At 56.0% G+C, this 19,964-nt stretch carries 20 protein-coding genes; 12 read left to right on the top strand and 8 right to left on the bottom strand.

Annotated elements, in window-relative coordinates; all coding sequences use genetic code 11:
* Nucleotides 1-54: 54 nt before the first annotated feature.
* On the top strand, nucleotides 55-1,245 hold the full coding sequence (locus AB8880_12880) for an aminotransferase class V-fold PLP-dependent enzyme (protein ID XDZ65793.1): 1,191 nt from the start codon (nucleotides 55-57) through the stop codon (nucleotides 1,243-1,245).
* A gap of 64 nt (nucleotides 1,246-1,309) precedes the next feature.
* Here AB8880_12880 and AB8880_12875 read toward each other — a convergent pair whose 3' ends face one another.
* Together AB8880_12875 and AB8880_12870 are read right to left on the bottom strand one after the other, a co-directional pair.
* Nucleotides 1,310-1,726 (bottom strand): DUF126 domain-containing protein, encoded by a 417-nt coding sequence (locus AB8880_12875; GenBank protein XDZ65792.1) that lies wholly within the window; start codon nucleotides 1,724-1,726, stop codon nucleotides 1,310-1,312.
* Nucleotides 1,726-2,958, bottom strand: coding sequence for an aconitase X (locus tag AB8880_12870; protein ID XDZ67075.1), 1,233 nt, complete (start codon nucleotides 2,956-2,958; stop codon nucleotides 1,726-1,728). The genes AB8880_12875 and AB8880_12870 overlap by 1 nt, the downstream gene beginning before the upstream one ends.
* A 123-nt stretch (nucleotides 2,959-3,081) precedes the next feature.
* Here AB8880_12870 and AB8880_12865 point away from each other — a divergent pair, with 123 nt between their 5' ends.
* On the top strand, nucleotides 3,082-3,369 hold the full coding sequence (locus AB8880_12865; GenBank protein XDZ65791.1) for a DUF1330 domain-containing protein: 288 nt from the start codon (nucleotides 3,082-3,084) through the stop codon (nucleotides 3,367-3,369).
* Nucleotides 3,370-3,381: 12 nt separating this feature from the next.
* Nucleotides 3,382-3,723 (top strand): 4a-hydroxytetrahydrobiopterin dehydratase, encoded by a 342-nt coding sequence (locus AB8880_12860; protein ID XDZ65790.1) that lies wholly within the window; start codon nucleotides 3,382-3,384, stop codon nucleotides 3,721-3,723.
* Between the two features lie 29 nt (nucleotides 3,724-3,752).
* Here AB8880_12860 and AB8880_12855 read toward each other — a convergent pair whose 3' ends face one another.
* The 5 genes from AB8880_12855 to AB8880_12835 all read right to left on the bottom strand — a co-directional run bounded on the left by AB8880_12855 (nucleotide 3,753) and on the right by AB8880_12835 (nucleotide 8,426).
* Nucleotides 3,753-4,454: an ABC transporter ATP-binding protein gene (locus AB8880_12855; protein XDZ65789.1), complete on the bottom strand. Its 702-nt coding sequence runs from the start codon at nucleotides 4,452-4,454 to the stop codon at nucleotides 3,753-3,755.
* A gap of 1 nt (nucleotide 4,455) precedes the next feature.
* Complete coding sequence (locus tag AB8880_12850; protein XDZ65788.1) at nucleotides 4,456-5,205, bottom strand: ABC transporter ATP-binding protein; 750 nt, start codon at nucleotides 5,203-5,205, stop codon at nucleotides 4,456-4,458.
* Nucleotides 5,202-6,215 carry a branched-chain amino acid ABC transporter permease gene (locus tag AB8880_12845; protein XDZ65787.1) on the bottom strand — a complete coding sequence of 338 codons (1,014 nt, stop codon included), beginning with the start codon at nucleotides 6,213-6,215 and terminating at the stop codon, nucleotides 5,202-5,204. Before AB8880_12845 ends, AB8880_12850 begins: the two co-directional genes overlap by 4 nt.
* A gap of 3 nt (nucleotides 6,216-6,218) precedes the next feature.
* On the bottom strand, nucleotides 6,219-7,133 hold the full coding sequence (locus tag AB8880_12840; GenBank protein ID XDZ67074.1) for a branched-chain amino acid ABC transporter permease: 915 nt from the start codon (nucleotides 7,131-7,133) through the stop codon (nucleotides 6,219-6,221).
* A gap of 138 nt (nucleotides 7,134-7,271) precedes the next feature.
* On the bottom strand, nucleotides 7,272-8,426 hold the full coding sequence (locus AB8880_12835) for an ABC transporter substrate-binding protein (GenBank protein XDZ65786.1): 1,155 nt from the start codon (nucleotides 8,424-8,426) through the stop codon (nucleotides 7,272-7,274).
* A 336-nt stretch (nucleotides 8,427-8,762) separates the two neighbouring features.
* On the opposite strand from AB8880_12835, the gene AB8880_12830 reads away from it, so the two are divergent.
* The 3 genes from AB8880_12830 (at nucleotide 8,763) to AB8880_12820 (ending at nucleotide 12,052) form a co-directional block, all read left to right on the top strand.
* Complete coding sequence (locus AB8880_12830) at nucleotides 8,763-9,725, top strand: UDP-glucuronic acid decarboxylase family protein (GenBank protein XDZ65785.1); 963 nt, start codon at nucleotides 8,763-8,765, stop codon at nucleotides 9,723-9,725.
* 481 nt (nucleotides 9,726-10,206) lie between these two features.
* A complete protein-coding gene (locus tag AB8880_12825; protein XDZ65784.1) occupies nucleotides 10,207-11,256 on the top strand; it encodes a glycosyltransferase family 4 protein in 1,050 nt (349 codons plus the stop codon).
* Nucleotide 11,257: 1 nt separating this feature from the next.
* Entirely contained in the window at nucleotides 11,258-12,052 is a 795-nt protein-coding gene (locus AB8880_12820; protein ID XDZ65783.1) for a glycosyltransferase family 2 protein, read from the top strand.
* 58 nt (nucleotides 12,053-12,110) lie between these two features.
* Here AB8880_12820 and AB8880_12815 read toward each other — a convergent pair whose 3' ends face one another.
* The gene (locus tag AB8880_12815; GenBank protein ID XDZ65782.1) at nucleotides 12,111-12,329 is read right to left on the bottom strand and encodes a hypothetical protein; all 219 of its coding nucleotides are present in this window, start codon (nucleotides 12,327-12,329) and stop codon (nucleotides 12,111-12,113) included.
* Nucleotides 12,330-12,335: 6 nt separating this feature from the next.
* On the opposite strand from AB8880_12815, the gene AB8880_12810 reads away from it, so the two are divergent.
* The 6 genes from AB8880_12810 (at nucleotide 12,336) to AB8880_12785 (ending at nucleotide 19,959) form a co-directional block, all read left to right on the top strand.
* A complete protein-coding gene (locus tag AB8880_12810; GenBank protein ID XDZ65781.1) occupies nucleotides 12,336-13,382 on the top strand; it encodes a hypothetical protein in 1,047 nt (348 codons plus the stop codon).
* Nucleotides 13,379-14,935: a lipopolysaccharide biosynthesis protein gene (locus AB8880_12805; protein XDZ65780.1), complete on the top strand. Its 1,557-nt coding sequence runs from the start codon at nucleotides 13,379-13,381 to the stop codon at nucleotides 14,933-14,935. The genes AB8880_12810 and AB8880_12805 overlap by 4 nt, the downstream gene beginning before the upstream one ends.
* Before the next feature lie 15 nt (nucleotides 14,936-14,950).
* A complete protein-coding gene (locus AB8880_12800) occupies nucleotides 14,951-15,829 on the top strand; it encodes a glycosyltransferase (GenBank protein ID XDZ65779.1) in 879 nt (292 codons plus the stop codon).
* Between the two features lie 148 nt (nucleotides 15,830-15,977).
* Complete coding sequence (locus AB8880_12795) at nucleotides 15,978-17,039, top strand: glycosyltransferase family 4 protein (protein XDZ65778.1); 1,062 nt, start codon at nucleotides 15,978-15,980, stop codon at nucleotides 17,037-17,039.
* A complete protein-coding gene (locus AB8880_12790; GenBank protein XDZ65777.1) occupies nucleotides 17,036-18,214 on the top strand; it encodes a glycosyltransferase in 1,179 nt (392 codons plus the stop codon). The genes AB8880_12795 and AB8880_12790 overlap by 4 nt, the downstream gene beginning before the upstream one ends.
* Entirely contained in the window at nucleotides 18,211-19,959 is a 1,749-nt protein-coding gene (locus AB8880_12785) for a carbamoyltransferase (GenBank protein XDZ65776.1), read from the top strand. The genes AB8880_12790 and AB8880_12785 overlap by 4 nt, the downstream gene beginning before the upstream one ends.
* Nucleotides 19,960-19,964: the final 5 nt, after the last annotated feature.

Genomic DNA, 19,964 nt, shown 5'->3' with positions numbered 1-19,964 from the left:
CATAGCCCTACGCTGATCTTTGAGAACAGAATTTTCCTGAGAGGAGAGAGACCCATGACCGGATACACCTGTCTTGCCATTCCCGGCCCCACCAACATGCCGTTCAGGATCAGGCAGGCGATGGAGGTGCCTCTTGAAGATCATCGCGCCCCTGATTTCCCCGATTTCACGCTGCCGATTTTTGCCGATCTTAAGAAAATCTTCCGCACGGAAACCGGCCAGGTGTTTATTTTCCCCGGCTCCGGTACCGGCGGCTGGGAATCCGCCATTGCCAACACCTTGAACGCCGGTGATACCGTGCTGGCTTCGGTTTTCGGCCAGTTCTCGCATCTTTGGGTGGATATGTGCCAGCGGTTCGGTCTTAACGTTGACGCCATTGAGGTCGAATGGGGCCGCGGCGTGCCGCTTGATGCCTACCGCAAGGCGCTGAAAGACGACAGGAGCCATACCATCAAGGCGGTTCTGGTTTGTCATAACGAAACCGCCACCGGCGTCACCAGCAATGTTGCAGCCGTTCGCCAGATCCTTGATGATCTCGGTCATCCGGCCCTGCTTTTTGTTGATGGCGTGAGTTCTGTCGGCAGTCTTGAGTTCCGCATGGAGGAATGGGGCGTTGATGTTGCCGTGAGCGGATCCCAGAAAGGGTTCATGATGCCGACCGGCCTTGCCATTGTCGGGGTCAGCCAGAAAGCGCTGGCGCGTCGCAACACCTCGAATATTCCTGTCTGCTTCTTTGATTTCGGCGACATGATCAAGACCAACGCCGATGGATATTTCCCCTATACACCTGCCGCAACCCTGCTGCATGGTCTTCGCGCATCGATCGACATGCTTCTTGAAGAAGGCCTTGATGCCATCCATCAGCGTCATTATCGATTGGCTGAAGGCGTCCGTCAGGCCGTGGCCGCATGGGGGCTCCGGACATGCGCAAAGGCACCGGAATGGTACTCGGACACCGTTACCGCCGTGATGGTCGGTGAAGGCAATGATGCCAATGAGGTGATTCGCCGGGCATATTACGGCTATAAACTCTCTCTCGGTGCTGGGCTGAATATACTGAACGGCAAGGTTTTCCGCATCGGCCATCTGGGCTGGCTCAATGAAACCATGGTGCTCCAGGCCCTTGGCGGTGTTGAACTTGCCATGCGGGACAGCGGTATCGCGTTCGAGCCCGGCTCAGGTGTCGGGGCAGCGGTTCGCTATTATTCGGATAATCGAGTAGAAACCCGCGCCGCTGCCGAATAATCGTTTCCCCAAGACTGCCCCGCCATATCTCTCCCTGGCGGGGCCTTTTTGGCCTAATTTGTTGCTAATCCCGGTTGAGGATCACCACCTGCCCAGCCCCGGGGTCAATATCAAGCATATCGCCGGTCTGGATAAGTTTTGTCACATCTCCTGTGCTGAAACGGTCGCACATCGTCATATTGGCCAGCGCCGCGCCCTGGGCAAGGATCGTGTTGGCAGTATTGAAGAGGATGGCTTTCGGCGCGACCCCGCGGGAGACCATCTCATAAAGCATCCACGCCGTTGCCACCCCGCCTTTGGCGGTATTGAGCACCAGCACCTTGTCGCGGTAGCTTTCGCCTGCCAGTTTATGTTCGGGGCGTGAAAACACCCCGCGGATACGGTCAAGATCATAGCGGGCGGAAAAATTGTCATCGGCCACCAGCGCCTCACCGGTGACCCCGGGTCCGATCCCCGCATGACAGGAAAGCACGATCGGCATTACACAACCTTTCCCTTCTCAGCAGAAGCAATGCAGTCTTCCATCGATGCCAGCGCTGGCAGGTAACCATATCCACCCAGTATATTGACGATCTTGGCCGAGTTGCTCAGCAGTCGCCGCCAGCCGTTTGCCTCCCCGATTTCACGCGCGTATTGCTGATAGAAACAGGTGCCCACCAGCACCCGCCCGCCGAAAGCTTCAATTGCCTCGACATATCCCATGCGGCTGGCATCGGCATGAACACTGGCCGAGGTGCAGACAATCACATCACAGTTTGCTGCCCGATGGCGCCCATGGCAAAGCGAGGCAAGGGCCTGCATTTCAACAAGGCTGAGCTGCGGCGCGGCAAACACCACCACATCGACCTCTTCCCCCCTTGCTCCGAAAGGCGCGCGCAGGGCAGCCAGATCTTCTTCGCTGACGACTTCCCGCGCAAGCTTCTGGCCACCGACATCCTCAATCCGCCCGCATTCCGGCGTGATACCGACCAGATGGAACAATGGCGTTGATCCATAACTCGCCATCGCCGCGCCCATATGCTTGATCTCATCCGAGGTGGGTGATGTCTCGATCCCCTCGATCACCGGTACTTCCCAATAGCTGCCCGCCATCCGGCCAATGGTGGCGCCGAGCACCCCCCATTCGTCCAGCCCGGAGGGTTTTGTGGTCACTTCAAAACGTCGTGTCGCCTGGCGGTGGGAATCAAGATGCAGCCCATACCGCGGCGTGCGCCCGGTCAGGCCGGCGGCAAGCGCGGAGGGCCCGCCCTCGAAATTCGACCTCGCCCCGCAGACCGAATTGGAATAGATCACCACGCCGGTATCACCATAGGCCACATGATCCCCGAAAACAGGCGGCATGATCGTCTGGTAGTTGATGCAGGTATCGGTCATCATGATACCCATCTTCCGGCAGGCGCGGATAAACCGCCGTTCAAGATCAGCCATCTCTTCGGTCTGGCCCAGCGGCTCATAACACTTGAGATCAACCCCGCGCGGATCGGTGATCATGGGGATGGAGACGCGCGCGCCGTCATGCGCCAGTTCTTCTGCAAAGGCGACCCCGGCCTCGCCGAGGGATTCCGGATCAGCCATCATATGCGCCTGCGAGACATCCACCATGTCAGCCGCATCAAACATCCGGCCAACCGCGAGCTGATGCCCGAGCGCCCATTTCAGCGCCGGGCCCATCTCTCCGGCAAGCATCGCCTGATCCCTGTCGCTGAGCTGCATCCCGTCCTCCCCATCTATATCTGCAAGCATAGGCAAAAATGGTCTCAATCATCAAGGGGTGCTTTCCACCACCGCCGGAAGATGCGTATACTGGATCACCCAGACCTGAAGGAGGAGACCATCATGAGCAAAGGATATCTTGTCGTAACCTACCGCGCCGCGCCGGATCCTGACCGGATGGCCGTTTACGCGCCATTGGCCAAGGCTGCCATTGAAGGCGCTGGCGGCCGCTTCATCCTGAGAGGTGCGCCTGTCCGGGTTTTTGAAAACGGTCTTGCCGAACGGACGATTGTCGCGGAATTTGACAGTACCGATGCCGCCATCGCCGCCTATGAAAGTGACGCCTATCAAGAGGCGGTTGCCGCCCTTGGTGACTGTGATCGCGATTTCCGCGTTGTCGAAGGTATCTGAAGAAATCCGCCCATGTCCGATTATACCGAACAACATTGCGAAGCCTGCCGCGCCGATGCGCCCCTGGCTTCCCCTGAAGCAACCGAGGCCTTCCTTCAGCGTCACCCGAACTGGGCCCTGCAGGAACAGGACGGCATCCCGAAGCTGGTCCAGACCTACACTTTCCCGAATTTTGTCGAGGCGCTGGCCTTTGCCAACCAGATCGGGGAGATTTCCGAGGCCGAAGGCCATCACCCGGCCCTCCTGGTGGAATGGGGCCGTGTCAGGGTGGAGTGGTGGTCGCACAAGATCAACGGCCTGCATGAAAACGACTTCATCATGGCCGCGAAATGTGATGCTCTTGGAGGGGCGTGATCTTCCCGCCTCATCCGGGTGCGTCGAGACTATACCCCGAGATAGCGGGATTTTAGCGCCGGATCCTTGAGCAGGGCCGCTGTATCCCCTTCCCAGGCAACGGTGCCCTTATCGAGAATATAGTGATGATCGGCCAGTTGCGCGATGGCGCCGACATTCTTGTCGATGATGAGGATTGCCTGACCTTCGGCCTTGAGCCTGGTGAGGCAGGACCAGATCTGTTCCCGGATGATCGGTGCCAGCCCTTCGGTGGCTTCATCGAGAATGAGCAGCCGCGGATTTGTCATCAGCGCCCGGCCAATGGCCAGCATCTGTTGCTCGCCGCCTGAAAGATGATTGCCGGCATGATCAAGACGCTCGGCAAGACGGGGGAACAGATCAAGCACCCGCTCAACCGTCCAGGCTGACCGCCCCGCATCTTCAGCCGGGCGTGAGAATGTCTCAAGGTTTTCCCGCACATTGAGATTGGTGAAAATCTGCCTGCCTTCCGGCACCAGCCCGAACCCCATGCGGGAAATCTGATGCGGCGTGACCGCCGCGCTGTTCCCGATGCGTGATATGCCCCCGCCCATGAGCGGGATCTGGCCCATGATCGCGCGAACTGTTGTCGTCTTGCCCATGCCGTTTCGCCCCATCAACGACACGCAGGCGCCGGCATCGACCTTGAGCGATACCCCGAAAAGAACCTGGGCTGTGCCGTAACCTGCCTCAATCCGGTCAAGTTCCAGCATCTTATGCCCCCTCACCCAGATAGGCCGCGCGCACCTTTTCATTGCCGCTGATCTCATCCGGTGTTCCCGTCGCGAGGATCGCCCCCTCCACCAGTACTGTTATGCGGTCCGCCAACCGGAAGACCGCATCCATGTCATGTTCGATCAGAAGCACCGCGGCCTTGCTCTTCAGCCTGGCGATGATTTCGGTCATGATCTGGCTGTCTTCCGGCCCGGCACCGGCCATGGGTTCATCGAGAAGAAGAAGGCTTGGCGTTGCCGCCATGGCAAGGGCAAGTTCCAGCATTCGCCGCTGGCCATGGGCAAGGGTGTCCACCTTGCGATCCGCAAGATCCGTGATCCCGACCCTTTCAAGAATATGCATCGCTCCGATAACAAGATCAGGATCGGAAAACGCCGGCCGCAGAAAGCGGAACGCTTCGCCGCGCCGCGCCTGTTCGGCAATGATGCTGTTTTCCAGCACCGTGAAATCGGTGAGCACATTGCTGATCTGGAAGGAACGGCCTATTCCTTCGCGCACCCGTTCCGCTATGGAAAACCTCGTAATATTCACGCCATCGAGCCAGATCTCCCCCTTGTCCGGCGGGATTGCGCCGTAGATCTGCTGCACCAGTGTTGTCTTGCCTGCGCCATTGGGGCCGATCAGTGCATGAATTTCCCCAGCCCGGACATCAAGAGACACATTATCCGTGGCCTTGAGCGCCCCAAAGGACTTGCTCACCCCCTGCAACTCCAGCACCGGGGCCGTCATGATCCGTCTCCATCTCGCCTTCCGGCGCGCAGTTTTCCAACCATGCCCATGAGCCCGCCACGGCCGAAAAGCACCACCGCGATCAGCAGCGGGCCAAAGATGATCATCCAGTTTTCGGCATAGGCTGGCGCAACGAGATAGAGAAATTCAGGCAGGAATTCTTCGAGCAGGAGAAAGACGATCGCGCCGAGCAGCGGACCTGCCAGCGTGCCCAGCCCGCCCAGCACGATGATGATCATCAGCTCACCTGAACGCGACCAGTGCATGATATCAGGGGAGACATATTCCTGCCAGCTCGCAAAAAGCGCCCCGGCCAGACCGCAGATCACCGCCGAGATGACATATCCCGTCATCCGGAAACCAAGCGGTTCAAGCCCCATCGCTTCCACGCGGGAGGCATTATTACGAATCGCCCGGAGCGTCACCCCGAAACGTGACCGCACCACCAGCATCAGCGCAACCGAAACCAGCACCAGCATGGCCCAGATCAGAAAATAGAGCCGGAGCGGCTCATAGAGATCAAACGGCAGAAACTCGGCCCGGTCGATGCTCATCCCGTCATCGCCGCCGAACATCTCGAGGCTGACAAAAAGGAAGAACAGCATCTGGGCAAAAGCCAGCGTGATCATGATGAAGTAAATCCCGCTTGTCCGCAGCGCCAGATACCCGATCACCAGCCCAAGCCCGCCGCAGACCCCGATGCTGATCAGGAGATGCACCCAGCCGTTCATCAGCCCGAAAGACTGGCTGATACCGACACAATACGCGCCGACACCGAGGAAGGCGGCATGCCCGAACGACACCATCCCGCCATAGCCCAGCACAAGATTGAGCCCCATCGCTGCCATTCCAAGCAGCATGATCCGCATGGCCACATCTTCCCAGAACGGCAGATCAGCCATGCCGGTATAAAGAGGGAAAAACGCAAACCCGGCCAGCAGAAGGAAGAAGAGCCGGTTTTCCATCGCCCCGTCCCGGATCAGCCTGATGATCTCAACAATACCGCGCATCGCCTAACCTCGCGGCGGAAACAGGCCCTGGGGCCGGAAGACCAGCACCACCGCCATCAGGATATAGACCAGCATCGAGGCGAGCGCCGGCCCCGCGCCATCCGCCGCCGAACCATCAAGGATCTGCCGCAGGAGCATCGGCAGGAAGATCCGGCCCAATGTATCCACAATCCCGATGATGATGGCGGCGATGAATGCCCCGCGGACCGAACCGATCCCGCCAATAATGATCACCACAAGCGACAGGATCAGTAAGGGTTCGCCCATACCCGGCTCCACCGAAGTGAGCGGGCCGAGAAGGGTCCCGGCAAGCCCGGCAAAAGCCGCACCGGCAGCAAAGATCATCCGGAAAAGCAGCGTGATATTCACGCCGAGTGCCGCCGTCATTTCAGGATTATTGGCCCCGGCGCGGACCATGGCACCTGTCTTTGTCCGCGAGACAAAAAGATGTATCCCGAGGGCGCAGGCAAGACCCACGCCGATCACCACCAGCCGGAAGACCGGATAGGGAGTATCCGGGAGAATTTCAACAAAATGACCAAGCGATGGCGGCAGGTCAGAGAAAAGCGCCGCCGGCCCAAAACCGATCCGGACAAGCTCATTGAAAAAGAGTATCAGCCCGAATGTTGCCAGCACCTGTTCCATATGATCACGCCGGTAGAGATGCCGGATGAGGAGATATTCGATCAGGTAGCCGCTGGCAAAGGTCACCGGTATCGCCAGCACAAGGCCAAGGTAGAAATTGCCCGTCCAGCTGGTGATTGCAGCCCCGGCATAGGCCCCGACCATCACCTGGCTGCCATGGGCCAGAAAGACGAAATCCATGATTCCGAGGATAAGGGTCAGTCCGGCGGCGATCAGGAAAAGCGTCACCCCGGCCTGAAGACCGTTGAACAACTGTTCGAGAAAAAGGGTCAGTGTCATGGCGGCCATCTATACCCTGAAAACCTTCCGAAAGAAAAGAGCCGGAGCCATGAAAATGAGCCCCGGCATCATGAAAATATTGTCATGGGGAAAATTCAGCCCGAATGCCCCATGTTCTAGACGCGTTCTTTCCTAGAATTTGCAATCCTTGGCATAGGCGTCCTGATGATTCTCGAACACCGTTGAGATCACCTTGGTTGTTGCCACCCCGTCCTCATCCATGACAACTTCACGCAGGTAGATATTCTGGATCGGGAAGTGATTGGTGTTCATGTTGATCGTCCCGCGCGTCGAGGGAATCCCGCCAGCGGCGAGTGCCGCCCGCATGGCGCTTGTCTCTTTGCTGCCGGATTTGCGGATGGCGTAATCGATCGCAAGAATCGTGTCATAGGCCTGGGCCGCATAGAACGAGGGATAGCCGCCGAACTCGGCCTTGTAGTCGGCCACAAACTTGGTATTGATCGGGTTATCGAGATCAGGGGACCATGTCTGGGTAGAACGGATACCAAGGGCCCCATCCTTGAGCGCCGGCAGGCTGACCGCGTCGACCGTGAAGACCGAATAGAAATTGGAAACGCTGTCCATCCCGCTCTGCTTCCACTGCTTGATAAAGTTGATGCCCATGCCGCCTGGCTGGAAGATCATCGTCGCTTCAGGCTTGACGGCACGAAGCGCGGAAAGCTCTGCCTGAAAATCCGTCTGCCCGAGCTTGGTATAGACTTCGCCGGCAACCTCGCCCTTGTACTCGCTCTTGAAGCCTGAAAGCATGTCCTTTCCGGCCTGATAGTTCGGGGCGATCAGGTAGACGGACTTGACCCCGGTTTCCTGCATGTATTTCCCCATGGCAGCGGGTGTCTGGTCATTCTGCCAGGACATGGAGAAGAAATTTTCATGGCAGTCTGATCCGGCTACCGGCGATGGACCGGCATTTGAACTGATCAGCAATATATCCGCGCGTGTCACCGGCTTGTGGATCGCCATCAAGAGATTGGACCAGATCACCCCGGCCACGACATCAACCTTGTCGGATTTGATAAGCCGGTTTGCCAGCTGCTTTGCCACATCAGGCTTGCGCTGATCATCAACGAAGATGATCTCGGCATCCATGCCGCCAAGCTTGCCGCCAAGATGATCCATGGCAAGATTGACCGCATTCTGCATCTGGCTGCCGATGATACCGGCCCCCCCGGAAAGGGTGGTCATATAGCCGACTTTGACGGTTTCAGCCTGGGCCGCCGATACACCGAGCATGGCCGTTGCGGCCAGTGACATAAGGGTTTTTTTCATTGCTTTCTCCTTTGACCTGCCCGCCAGGCTTGTGCATCAACACCCATTGAGCCCTTGCGCATGGTCTATTGGCATCTGCCTTCCTGTTAGGTCTAAATTAACTCCAGCCATTACAGATCAACCGGGACCATCTGTCCAGATCTATCATGTAGATTACCCATCAATCTATCACCTGTCGCCAAATATCTTGATGAAAACAGGGGCGATGTTGTCGGCCGGTCTTTTCCGGCTCCGGTAACCCCATGACGGCGCGATTTTTCCAAACCGGGTTTCAGTGGTTTTTTCTCGCTCTTTTGATTATGTTAACCAAACGATCTTCTTAAAAGGCACTTCAAGATGCACAGTTTCAGCACAAAACGAATTCTGGTTACCGGCGGGGCTGGGTTTATCGGCTCGCATCTTTGCGAAGCCTTGCTGAAAGATGGATGCCATGTCATCTGCGTGGACAACTTCTATAGCTGTGATCGGAAAAATATCTTCAGCCTCATGGATAACCCGAGATTTGAGCTCATCCGCCATGATGTGAATTTTCCTCTCTATGTTGAAGTTGATGAAATTTACAATCTGGCCTGTCCTGCTTCGCCTGTTCATTATCAGCGTGATCCGGTCCAGACCACCAAGACGAATGTCATCGGCGCGATAAACATGCTGGGCCTTGCCAAGCGCGTCAAAGCCAGAATTCTTCAGGCATCCACAAGCGAAGTCTATGGTGACCCTGAAATCCACCCCCAGCCGGAAAGCTATTGGGGGCATGTCAATCCCACCGGTATCAGGTCCTGCTATGATGAGGGCAAACGCTGCGCGGAGACACTGTTTTTTGATTACATGAGGCAGAACAATCTGGATATAAGGGTGGTTCGGATTTTCAACACCTACGGCCCCAGAATGCACCCTGATGATGGCCGTGTTGTTTCAAATTTCATCGTCCAGGCCCTGACGCATCAGGATATTACCATATATGGGGATGGCTCCCAGACAAGAAGTTTCCAGTTCATCGATGACCTTGTTCTCGGGATGCGGCGGATGATGGATAATTCGGAGAATTTCATCGGCCCGGTCAATCTCGGCAATCCGGTGGAGTTTTCCATCCGGGAGCTGGCCGAACTTGTTCTTGAGAAGATCCCCGAAAGCCGGAGCCAGATTGTGCTCAAGCCTCTCCCTTCCGATGACCCTCTCCAGCGAAAGCCAGACATTTCCCTCGCCGGTGAAAAACTCGGCTGGGAGCCGAAAGTGATGCTCGAAGAAGGGCTTGAAAAGACCATCGATTATTTCCGGCATGAAATTCGTATCAATCAATAAGGTATTGATACCCGCTCCCCTTGTTCTGACAAGAAACCCGGTCTTCCCGGCCCCCAGGCACATATCCACCTGACTTCTACAATCCCGTTCATCCGGGGAGGGTGCATTCTTGTTGATATGCAGCAACTGATTTGGTGTGGGCCACGCATGGGCCACGCATTTCTTGCCATCCCAAAGCACCGAACGCGCCATTTCCTGACCCTAAAGGTCAGATGGATCAGAAAAATAACGTTTCACCTAACGCGGTTATTCAGGGTCTCTTCCCATAAATCTGGCCGCCGTAAATCATTTTTTAACCTTTTCAACTTATAGTGAGGTGATTTTCAAAAATGAGGTGGGGGTGTAAAGGAAATCTCAGGAACAACATGAAAGGAACATTTGACTGGTACGAAAAGCATATCGCGATTCAAGAGCAGTTTACCTCAAGATAGTTTTTTACCCGGATCCGTGACGTTTTTCGCCATTAGAATGGTGAAAGATATTGGGACAAGGTTATCTTTTTGATGGATTTACAATCATTACGCTGTCGCTGGCTTTTGGTTATATCTCCATTTTAATTTCAAAGCATTTTGCCGCTCGCTGGGGATTGATTGACAAACCCGGCGGTCGCAAATCACATATCGGCGATATCCCGCTGGTGGGCGGTATCGGCATTTATTCAGCACTGCTGCTGACCCTTGCTCTTGGGCATGAAGTTACGGGATTTCTGGCTCATATCACCGGATGGGTCAGCCTCGTCTTTATTGCCGGGCTGATCGATGACCGATTTTCACTGGCCTGGACTTGGCGGCTCCTTGCACAGATCACCGCCTCAATCGGGGTGATCTGGTCCACAGGGATGAGCATTGTCTCGCTTGGCACCTATCCCGTGATCGGCGATGTATTTCTGGGCGGATTCGCGATCCCCTTCACCATATTCGCCGTGATTGGATTGACCAACGCCTTCAATCTTGTTGACGGTATTGACGGGCTTTGCGGAAGCATATCCATCATTTCCCTTGCCGGGATATTTTTGCTTGGCGGCGGGAGTATCGCAGGGCTGGATCTGTACCTTGCCTCTTTCATCCTCGCCCTTCTCATGTATCTGAGTTTCAATCTGCACCCCGAAGCGGGGCGGAAGGTTTTTCTGGGCGATGCCGGAAGTCAGACAATCGGGTTTCTTGTCTCCTGGCTTCTGATCGCTCTTGCCCATGATCAGCAATCCTCGATCGACCCATCCATCGTTTTGTGGCTGGCCCCGATCCCGATCATTGAAACATTCAACACGATTTTCCGGCGCGCCCGCAAAAGACAGCATATTTTCGTCCCCGACCAGTATCATTTTCATCATCAACTCATGTCCATGGGCTGGTCTCCATCCGGGGTCCTGCTGATCTCCATTGGTATTTCAATCATTGGACTGGGGCTGGGAATGGGCACCCGTTTTCTGGGTGATGCCGTCTCTCTTGGCCTCTTTGTTCTTTTTTCATTGCTGACTGTTCGCATTGCAGGAAAGGCCAGCCCGCCATGGCGGCTGGAAAAAAGGTCCTAGCATGCCGATGACATCGCCAAAGGTCTCCATCATCACCCCTGTCTTCAACGCCGAGGAAACAATCGAAGAGACCATCATGAGCGTCAAGGCCCAGACCTATGATAATATCGAACATATTATCATCGACGGGCGGTCAACTGACCGGTCGCTTGACGTGATCAGAGCTCACGCATCCTCAGGCCTGAAAATCGTCAGCGATCCTGATCACGGCATTTATGATGCCCTGAACAAAGGGATAGCTCTTTCAACAGGTAATATCATCGGCATTGTCCATAGCGATGATTTTCTCGCCGACGCCGATGCCATCCGAAAAATTGTCCATACCTTCACCGACAGGCGCGTTATCGGCGTCTATAGTGATCTTGACTATGTTTCACGACGCAACCCGCAACGGATTATCCGCCACTGGACGTCAGGTCATTTTGCCCCCGGCAATCTCAGGCGTGGCTGGATGCCGCCCCACCCGACACTGTATATCCGCAAGTCTGTTTATCAAGAATTCGGAGGCTTTGACACACGCTTCCAGGTTTCAGCCGATTATGACTTTATCCTCCGCTTTCTTTCCCGGACACATGGCCGGGTGATCTATCTGCCTCAATCCTTTTACAAAATGCGTTCAGGCGGAACGAGTTCAAGGAAATTGATAACAAAAATGAAGGAGGACTACTTCGCGATCCGGCGCAACAACGTCGGCGGCATTTTCACCTTGCTGGGAAAGAATTTCTCAAAGATCCCGCAGTTTTTTCGTTCCAGGGAATTGAACATTGAACAAATACCCCAAAAAGACAAGATCTGATCAGGCCGGGAGCACCCCATCCCTTGGAAATCTCCATAAGACTGAAAAAAAGACATCTTTAATTCATCATCCGGTGTTTATATTTCTGCTCTTCGCCTCCTACGGGCCAAGTGTTGGGCTGATCGGCCAGTTGCGCTGGACGGAAATTTTCCTGCTTGTTTTGGGCGGTCTTAATTTCAGAAAAGTCTGGCGATCGGCAGGCAGAAATGAGCTGTTCTTCGCCGGCCTGTTTCTCTTTTCCGCTCTTTGCTACCTCGTCTTTGATTTCATTAATCATGGGATCATGCTCACAACGCTGAAAAAGGTGGGAACCTATTCCATCCTCAGTGTTGTTTTTCTGATCATCACCTGGCTGACCGGAAAAAACGAGCATCGCATCTTTGCCGCTCTCTCGGGGTTTGCGATTTCATTTGCCGTTGTCACGGTTTTCGGCCTTCAAATTCCCAACAATAACTTTCATAGCAATCCATGGCTCGTCGGGCTGGGGGAAGGGATCACCCTTCTGCCCCTGGTGCTGATAGCGTTTTTGCCGCGTTTCAGCATGTTTTTTACAGGCGGTGCGTGGTTTGTCCTCTTCGCCCATTTTCACCTCGGCTCACGGAATCTTCTGCTGGTGACCTTCATCACCCTGCTGCTCGTCTATTTCAGCCGCCGGGTTGGTTCATCCGACCCGGCCGAATTCACCTGGCGAAAATTGGGGCGCATTACAAGGGTTACTGGTGTCGGCGTTATTGTCATCATCTTCACTTTCTTCGCTCTTCTTTCAAAAGATCTGATCCCCGAGCGGATGTCGCAAAAGGTCATCGGCCAGATGAATACCGAATATGGGCTGATTGCTGCCGCCCGACCTGATGTTCTGGCAAGTATAGTCGGTATCTCCAAATACCCGATGACCGGATATGGGTCAGGCATGGTGGATGACGAGGTTTTCGAAAACTACGCCCGATTTGCTTCCGGCGGGAGTAAATCCGCCTATAACGAAACATATTCAAAAAAACATGAAATGGTTTCATCGCCCAGCCACAGTCATCTTTTCGGTGCCTGGCTCGATGCCGGTTTCCTTGCTGCAATCAGTTGGATCTTCGTGCTGATCTTCTGTATCCGGATGCTGGCAACCGCATCCTTTTATCGAGACCCTTTCACCCCGCTGGCCATATTCCTCTCGCTTTCGACGATGTGGGATGTGGTGTTTTCGCCCGGGCCGAACCGGGTGGAATTAAGCCTTGGGCTGGCGACGCTGTTCCTGATAGCACGGCGATATCAGCAATCCGGCGATGGATCTGGTCCCCAAGGCCGTCATGATCATCCCGGCCGAGGCATATTGTCATGAAGAGTATCCGCCAGTATCTCGGCACCATCCGCGCGTTGCTGATCTCTCCTGCCGGGGTGAGCATGACCGAGCATATCGTCAGCACCTTGCTGATGATGGTTGCCTATATGGTCCTGTTCCGGCGGTTCGGGCTCGATATGGCAGGATTATGGGTCCTGCTTATGGCCATGTTGAACTATGCGCATGTGGGGGATATCTGGTCCAAAGGTCTACTCAGCTTCATGGGGGAAGAACGTGGTCGCGGCAGGCCTGATGCCGCCGCCTCATATGCCTCCACCGCCATCATGACCGGGGCCGCAGGATATTTCATCCTGATGGCCGCAACCGGCATGGTGCTGTTCCATGCATCCCCCTATCTCTTCGGCGAAGATCAGGAGGGGATTATCCGGGCAAATCTCCATCTTCTGGTGATGGCCAACTGGCTGATTGCGAGTTCAGGCAATTTCCGTCAGGCCTTTATCGGCTTCGGCCTCCCCGTATTCTCGGCGATCCAGCGCATTTCGGGATCACTTATTTTCCTCATCGGCACGGCGGTCTATCCCACCGAAGGCGGCCTCGTGTCGATTTTCCATATCCAGATTGCCCAGGGCGCGGCGATGCTGGGTTTCGGGTCCATGATCTATTTTGGATATGTTGTCCGCCCAATCAGGCATACGTTCTGGGACCGCCGAAAACTTGATCCGCTCATCCGGTTCGGCGCCAGGCTTCTGGCCGTCAGCGCCGTGCAGTCCGCAAGCGACCCCCTGATCAAATTCCTGATCGGCCAGTATGCCGGGCTTCCGGCGGTGGCCGTGCTTGAACTGGCGTTGCGCCTGATCCAGGGGGTGCGCGGGCTGATCCTTTCAACAGGTCAGGTTGTGATCACCTATTTTGCCCGGATCTGCGGTCAGAAGAACGGCGCCGAAGACGACAGGATCACCGCTGAATTCTATCATGTTTCCCGGATCATCATCGGCGGTTCGGTCTTGGCCTTCGCCCTGCTCTTCAGCTTTGCTCCGCTGGTGGAATGGGTGTTTTTCATGGCCAGTGCTCAGGCTCCCGGCGCCCGGCTCTTTCCGGTGCTTCTTCTTGTCTTCGGGGCTGGATGGCTGGTGAATTCCATGGTTTCGAGCGGATATTTTCTGCTGGTCGCGATGCGGCAGGCAAGGCCGCTCTTCATCGCTGAACTCATCCGCGCGGGCATGATTGCAGGTTGCGGGCTGATGCTTGGCCACGCCTTCGGGGCTGGCGGGTTCCTTGCCGCCGTAATGCTCGGCTTTATTCTGTCTTCGTTTTATCTCTTCGGGAAGGCTGCCGCAAAAATCCACCAGCCTGTCTTTCTTGTCCTGAAGAACGTCGCGGGCCTCACGTCTTCGGTTCTGCCGCTTGCCTGGGCTTTTTGTGTTGTCATGATCTGGATCATGAAGGGCGCAACTGCTTTTCACCCCAGAACTACACTGCCTCTTGTCGATATTGTCCTTTATCTGATCGGGCCGGTGGGCACCTTTATTCTGGTAGCAAGGTTCGGCCGCCTGGATGATTTGACTATGGCCATTCGCGCCCTGAAGCCATAGAGGAGATAGAAATTCATGCCTGATTTTTCCATCGTCACCATATCGTTCAACCAGGCAATCTATCTGGAGAAATGCATCACATCCGTGCTCGGCCAGACGGGGGCCAGTTTCGAATATATCGTGGTTGATCCAGGTTCAACCGATGGCAGCCGTGAGATCATCTCACGTTATGCAGGGGAAATAGACACGATCCTCCTTGAGCCGGATAATGGCCCTGCGGATGGGCTCAACAACGGGTTTCAGGCCGCCACCGGCCGATATCTGATTACCATCAATGCCGATGATTTTCTGCTGCCCTTCGCTTTGGAGAAAATTTTCTCTCTATTGAGCGCATCATCTTTTCCGGAAATCCTTTTATGCGGCGGCTGGCTTGTCAACGGCAGGGGCGAGCCAAGACGGCGGATGTTTTCGTCCCGGTATACGCCAAAGGGGCTGGTCAATCATGGATCATCAATGTTTCAGCCAGGCATGATCATCCGGCGGGAGCTGGTTGAAGAGGTGGGCGGGTTCAACACCGACAATCACACCTGCTGGGATCATGAACTGCTGGTTGATCTCACGATCGCGGGGGCAAAGCCCGTCATCAGCACGGCACGGGTAGCCGCATTCAGGATGCATGACACGAGTATTTCAAGTGGCCATTACGGCCCCGAAATGGCGGAAAGATATGCCCGTGATCTTGCGCGAATCCACGACAAAATGAGACCGGGAAAGTCACATGTTCCGGGCCGTGATCTGGGCTTGCTGGCCCGGTGCGAGAAATATCTGCGAACACCGGAAATCATTCCCTATATTTTGCACGACAAGATTCTGCGCCACAAGATCACCCGCGCATGGGCAAGGGATATTCGCTCCCTGTCATCATCTGCCCACAAGCAGAGGGAGGTGAAATGAGCCCTCACTTGCGCAGATTCCATGCCCGCACCACGGGGGAGTGGCCGCCCCTTGACCACGATACCCCCATGCTTCGGCCGCAATACGCCTGTCGCAACGCCTGGGTGAAAACACGCATCCATCAGCATTATACCGGGGGATGAAAGAGATGGCGCATGAATGGAAAATCGCCTTTGCCTGGCCCGGCCTGCCGGAATACGCATCCCGCTGCATCAGGGCCGCAATCGACCGCAACCTTGCGGCAATATCCGTGGTGGCGACACGCCCCGGCATCCCCCTCGAAGATGTGGAGAAATCACTTGGCCAGCCCGTGACGTGGATTGACGGGGACAGAGACGATCTGTCCTGGTCTTCGCTTGAACTCGATATGCCGGATATTCTTTTTGCCGGAGGATATGCAACACCCGCATTCAACAGACTGGCGCAACAGGTCAGGCAAGGGGGCGGGCATGTCATCCTCATGGCTGACAATAACTGGCCCTGTTCCATTGGCGAGCGCGCCCTTACCCCGCTGCGGCACCGGATCATGCGGCGGCGCAGCTATGACGGCATCTTCGTGCCAGGGAAATCCGGACGGCAGCTGGCGCGGCGATGCGGCTATGCCGAGGACGTGATCTGGGGCGGGCTCTACGGGGCTGATCCTGCCCTTTTTCATGGCGGGCTCCCCTTAAGCCAACGACCGAAAACCCTGATCTATGCAGGCCAGTTCATCGAAAGGAAGAATGTCCTCGGCCTTGTTGAGGCGTTTTGCCGGTTTTCGGAAACCCATCCCGACTGGCAGCTTGTTCTATGCGGCACCGGCCCGCTTGAAGACAGGATAAAGCCGCATCCGCAGATCTCACGCCGCCGCTTTGTTCAGCCTGCCGGGCTGGCCGAACTCATGCGCCATAGCCGCTGTCTTGTTCTTCCCTCATCAAGGGAGCACTGGGGGCTTGTCGTGCATGAAGCGGCGCTGAGCGGATGCGCGCTTGTCCTTTCGGACCGGATTGGCGCCGCGGCTGATCTGGCCACCTTGACGAATACGCGGATCCACCCGGCCGGCAAGACCGGCGCGATTCTGCTGAACCTCGAAGAGCTCGCCTCCTGGAGTGATGATGCCTGGCGCGAAGCTGAGCACGCATCACGCAGATTGGCTGAAAACTTCGGGCCCGAGATCTTTGCCGCCGGTGTCGAGGCGATGGTGAAACATTTTGCGGAAAGGAAATCATGACCGGAAAAAATCTGCATGTTCTGCATGTCATCCCGTCCCTTGCCGGGATACATGGCGGCACAACCTCATCGGTGCTGGAAATGATCGACGGGCTGGTCGAGCGCGGGATCAGTTGCGATGTGGCCCTTTCCGATGATGACGGGCCGGGGCAGCGACTTCCCCGCGATGCCGCGGCGCGAAGGATTGCCGGCCGGCATTATTTCCCCAAGCGGTCGGATATCTATACCTTTACCCCTGATATGACGCCATGGCTCAAGGCTAATGTTGCCAGCTATGACCTTGTGCATATCCACGGCCTCTTCAGCCATGTCAACAGCCTCGCCGGACGATGCGCAAGAAAGCGCGGCATTCCCTATATCGTTACCCCCCACGGGATGGCCAACCGATACGGGATGCGGCACAAGCCGATCAGAAAATTCATCGCCTTCAGATTGATGGAACAGGCGCTGCTCGAACAGGCCAGCGCGATCCACCTCACCAGCCGGGGGGAAGAGCGCGATTTCGCCGACCTCTCGATCACAACAAAAGTGAAGATGATCCCGCTTGCGGCGACGCCCGTGCCGCAGGGTGATCCTGCTGCATACCGGCATCTGCCGTCGGTGAAATCTTCCGACACGATCTGTCTTTTCATCGGTCGTCTTGATCCGATAAAAAATCTGGAGGGGCTGCTGGAGGCACTGGCAATGCCCCGTCTTGAAAATTTCCATCTTCTTGTATGCGGGGAGGGCAGCCCTCAATATGCCGCCCGCCTCAAGGATCGGGTACGGCGCCTCGGAATTGAAAAGAAAGTGACCTGGCTTGGATTTGTCAGCGGACCCGGGAAAGCTGATGTCTTTGCTTCATCCGATATGCTTGTTCAGCCTTCGTTTTCGGAAAGTTTCGGCATGGCGGCGATCGAAGCGCTTTCCTCCGGTCTTCCTTGTGTCTTGAGCCGATATGTGGCAACCGCGGAAGATCTTGTGCGGGCCGAACTCGCCATCCCTGTCGGCACGTCACCCCGGTCCATTGCCGCCGGCATGTTGCTGGCAAGAGAATGGAAAACCTCGTCTTTCACCGCCAGAGCCCGGCAGCATGTTGCAACCTGCTTTGATCGTTCGGTCATCTCAACGGCAATGGCGGCTTTCTATCATCAGACGGTGCAATGCAGCGGCGCCGTTGAGGAAATCAAATCATGACAGCTATTCTCGGATTAAACGCCTTCCACGCCGACTCGGCGGCGTGCCTTCTGATAGATGGCAAACTTGCGGGCGCTGTTGCCGAAGAACGCCTGGGGCCGCGTGAAAAGCATTCATCGGCCTTTCCTGCCCATGCGATCCGCTGGCTTCTTGAAGATAACGGGCTGGGGCTGAAAGACATAACCCATGTTGCCATCCCGCGGGACACATCTGCAAACCGGCATTCAAAAATTGCCCATGTGCTGAAACATCCCCTGACCGGCATCCCTTCTGCGCTGGAACATTTTGCAAGAGCCAGGCAAACACGGTCACTCATCGCAGAACTGGCCATGATTTGCGGCACCGATCCCGCCGATGCCAGATTTGAAACCGTGCCGGTCGAACATCACCTCGCCCATATTGCCAGTTCCTATTATTGCTCACCCTTTGACAGTCTGACGGCTGGTTTTTCCTATGATGCCTCGGGGGATTTCGCCTCGGCCATGGCGGCTGCCTGTGAAGGGACACGCATCAGGATCATGGACCGAGTCCTTCTGCCCGACAGTCTAGGCTTCTTTTACACGGCCATCTGTCAGTTTATCGGCTTCGATGCCTTTGGCGAGGAATACAAGGTCATGGGGCTCGCCCCCTATGGCGAGGACAGTTTTCATGAAGAAATGGAAAAGCTCCTTCATCTTCCCGAAAATGGCTGGTATCGGCTGGCACCTGGATATTTCGGCATGCATGGCGGCGGCCAGAGTGGCGCCGTGGACAAAAGCAGCAGGCTTGTGATGGATCAGCTTTATACCCGCAGGATGACCCGTCTCTTCGGCCCTCCTGCCCAACGTGGTGAGCTGACCCGGCGCGAAAAGGATCTGGCCCGCTCAACGCAGGTCCGTTTTGAAGAAGCGGCTCTGCACTTTCTTGAACGATTGCACAGAAAGGTGCCCAGTAGCCAACTGGTCATGGCTGGCGGGTGCGCGCTGAACGGCGTTGCCAATGCGCGCATCCTTCGCGAGACCGCCTTCAGCACACCTTACCTTCAGGCGGCGGCATCCGATGACGGCACCTGCCTTGGGGCGGCACTCTGGGTCTGGCATAACACCCTCGGCCGGACCGAGCGGTTTCACATGAAGCACGCCTTCTGGGGGCCGGAATATTCCGACCAGGACCACCGCAAGGCGATCGAGAAAACACATCTTGATATCACCGAATGCGCCAGTGAAGATGAGCTCGTCAACACCACCGCTGACCTGATCGCGGCAGGGCATGTCACCGGCTGGTATCAGGGCCGGAGTGAATGGGGCCCGCGGGCGCTGGGCAACAGATCGATCCTGGCCAATCCCTGCCTGCCGGACATGAAGGCAACCATCAACGCGAAGATCAAGCGCCGGGAAAGTTTCCGCCCTTTTGCTCCGAGCGTGCTGAAAGAAGATACAGGCACCTATTTCTGCCAGCAGGTCAACTCGCCCTTCATGATGCATGTGGTCAGGGTCAGGCCTGAATGGCAGGAAAAGATTCCCTCGGTCACCCATGTGGATGGAACAGGCCGTCTCCAGACCGTCGATGCGGAGAGCAACCCGCGATATTACCGCCTGATTTCAGCCCTGAAGAAACGTACCGGCGTCGGCATGGTGCTCAACACCAGTTTCAATGAAAACGAACCCATCGTGGACCGGCCCGAACAGGCGGTTGCCTGCTTCATGCGTACTGATATGGACAGCCTGGTCATCGGCCGGTATATCGTTCGCAAACCCCGTTCGTGAAAACA

It is taken from the genome of Alphaproteobacteria bacterium LSUCC0684 (assembly GCA_041228335.1).
Classification (GTDB): domain Bacteria; phylum Pseudomonadota; class Alphaproteobacteria; order Puniceispirillales; family UBA1172.
The sequence above is the reverse complement of the archived record's forward strand: the minus strand, read 5'-3'. Positions and strand labels throughout refer to the sequence as shown.

Coding starts and splice junctions, on each gene's coding strand:
- AB8880_12880 (XDZ65793.1), top strand. CDS start 55: ATGACCGGATACACCTGTCTTGCCATTCCCGGCCCCACCAACATGCCG.
- AB8880_12785 (XDZ65776.1), top strand. CDS start 18,211: ATGACAGCTATTCTCGGATTAAACGCCTTCCACGCCGACTCGGCGGCG.
- AB8880_12790 (XDZ65777.1), top strand. CDS start 17,036: ATGACCGGAAAAAATCTGCATGTTCTGCATGTCATCCCGTCCCTTGCC.
- AB8880_12805 (XDZ65780.1), top strand. CDS start 13,379: ATGAAGAGTATCCGCCAGTATCTCGGCACCATCCGCGCGTTGCTGATC.
- AB8880_12820 (XDZ65783.1), top strand. CDS start 11,258: ATGCCGATGACATCGCCAAAGGTCTCCATCATCACCCCTGTCTTCAAC.
- AB8880_12830 (XDZ65785.1), top strand. CDS start 8,763: ATGCACAGTTTCAGCACAAAACGAATTCTGGTTACCGGCGGGGCTGGG.
- AB8880_12810 (XDZ65781.1), top strand. CDS start 12,336: ATGCTCACAACGCTGAAAAAGGTGGGAACCTATTCCATCCTCAGTGTT.
- AB8880_12870 (XDZ67075.1), bottom strand. CDS start 2,958: ATGCAGCTCAGCGACAGGGATCAGGCGATGCTTGCCGGAGAGATGGGC.
- AB8880_12875 (XDZ65792.1), bottom strand. CDS start 1,726: ATGCCGATCGTGCTTTCCTGTCATGCGGGGATCGGACCCGGGGTCACC.
- AB8880_12835 (XDZ65786.1), bottom strand. CDS start 8,426: ATGAAAAAAACCCTTATGTCACTGGCCGCAACGGCCATGCTCGGTGTA.
- AB8880_12800 (XDZ65779.1), top strand. CDS start 14,951: ATGCCTGATTTTTCCATCGTCACCATATCGTTCAACCAGGCAATCTAT.
- AB8880_12815 (XDZ65782.1), bottom strand. CDS start 12,329: ATGATTAATGAAATCAAAGACGAGGTAGCAAAGAGCGGAAAAGAGAAA.
- AB8880_12795 (XDZ65778.1), top strand. CDS start 15,978: ATGGCGCATGAATGGAAAATCGCCTTTGCCTGGCCCGGCCTGCCGGAA.
- AB8880_12865 (XDZ65791.1), top strand. CDS start 3,082: ATGAGCAAAGGATATCTTGTCGTAACCTACCGCGCCGCGCCGGATCCT.
- AB8880_12860 (XDZ65790.1), top strand. CDS start 3,382: ATGTCCGATTATACCGAACAACATTGCGAAGCCTGCCGCGCCGATGCG.
- AB8880_12855 (XDZ65789.1), bottom strand. CDS start 4,454: ATGCTGGAACTTGACCGGATTGAGGCAGGTTACGGCACAGCCCAGGTT.
- AB8880_12845 (XDZ65787.1), bottom strand. CDS start 6,215: ATGCGCGGTATTGTTGAGATCATCAGGCTGATCCGGGACGGGGCGATG.
- AB8880_12850 (XDZ65788.1), bottom strand. CDS start 5,205: ATGACGGCCCCGGTGCTGGAGTTGCAGGGGGTGAGCAAGTCCTTTGGG.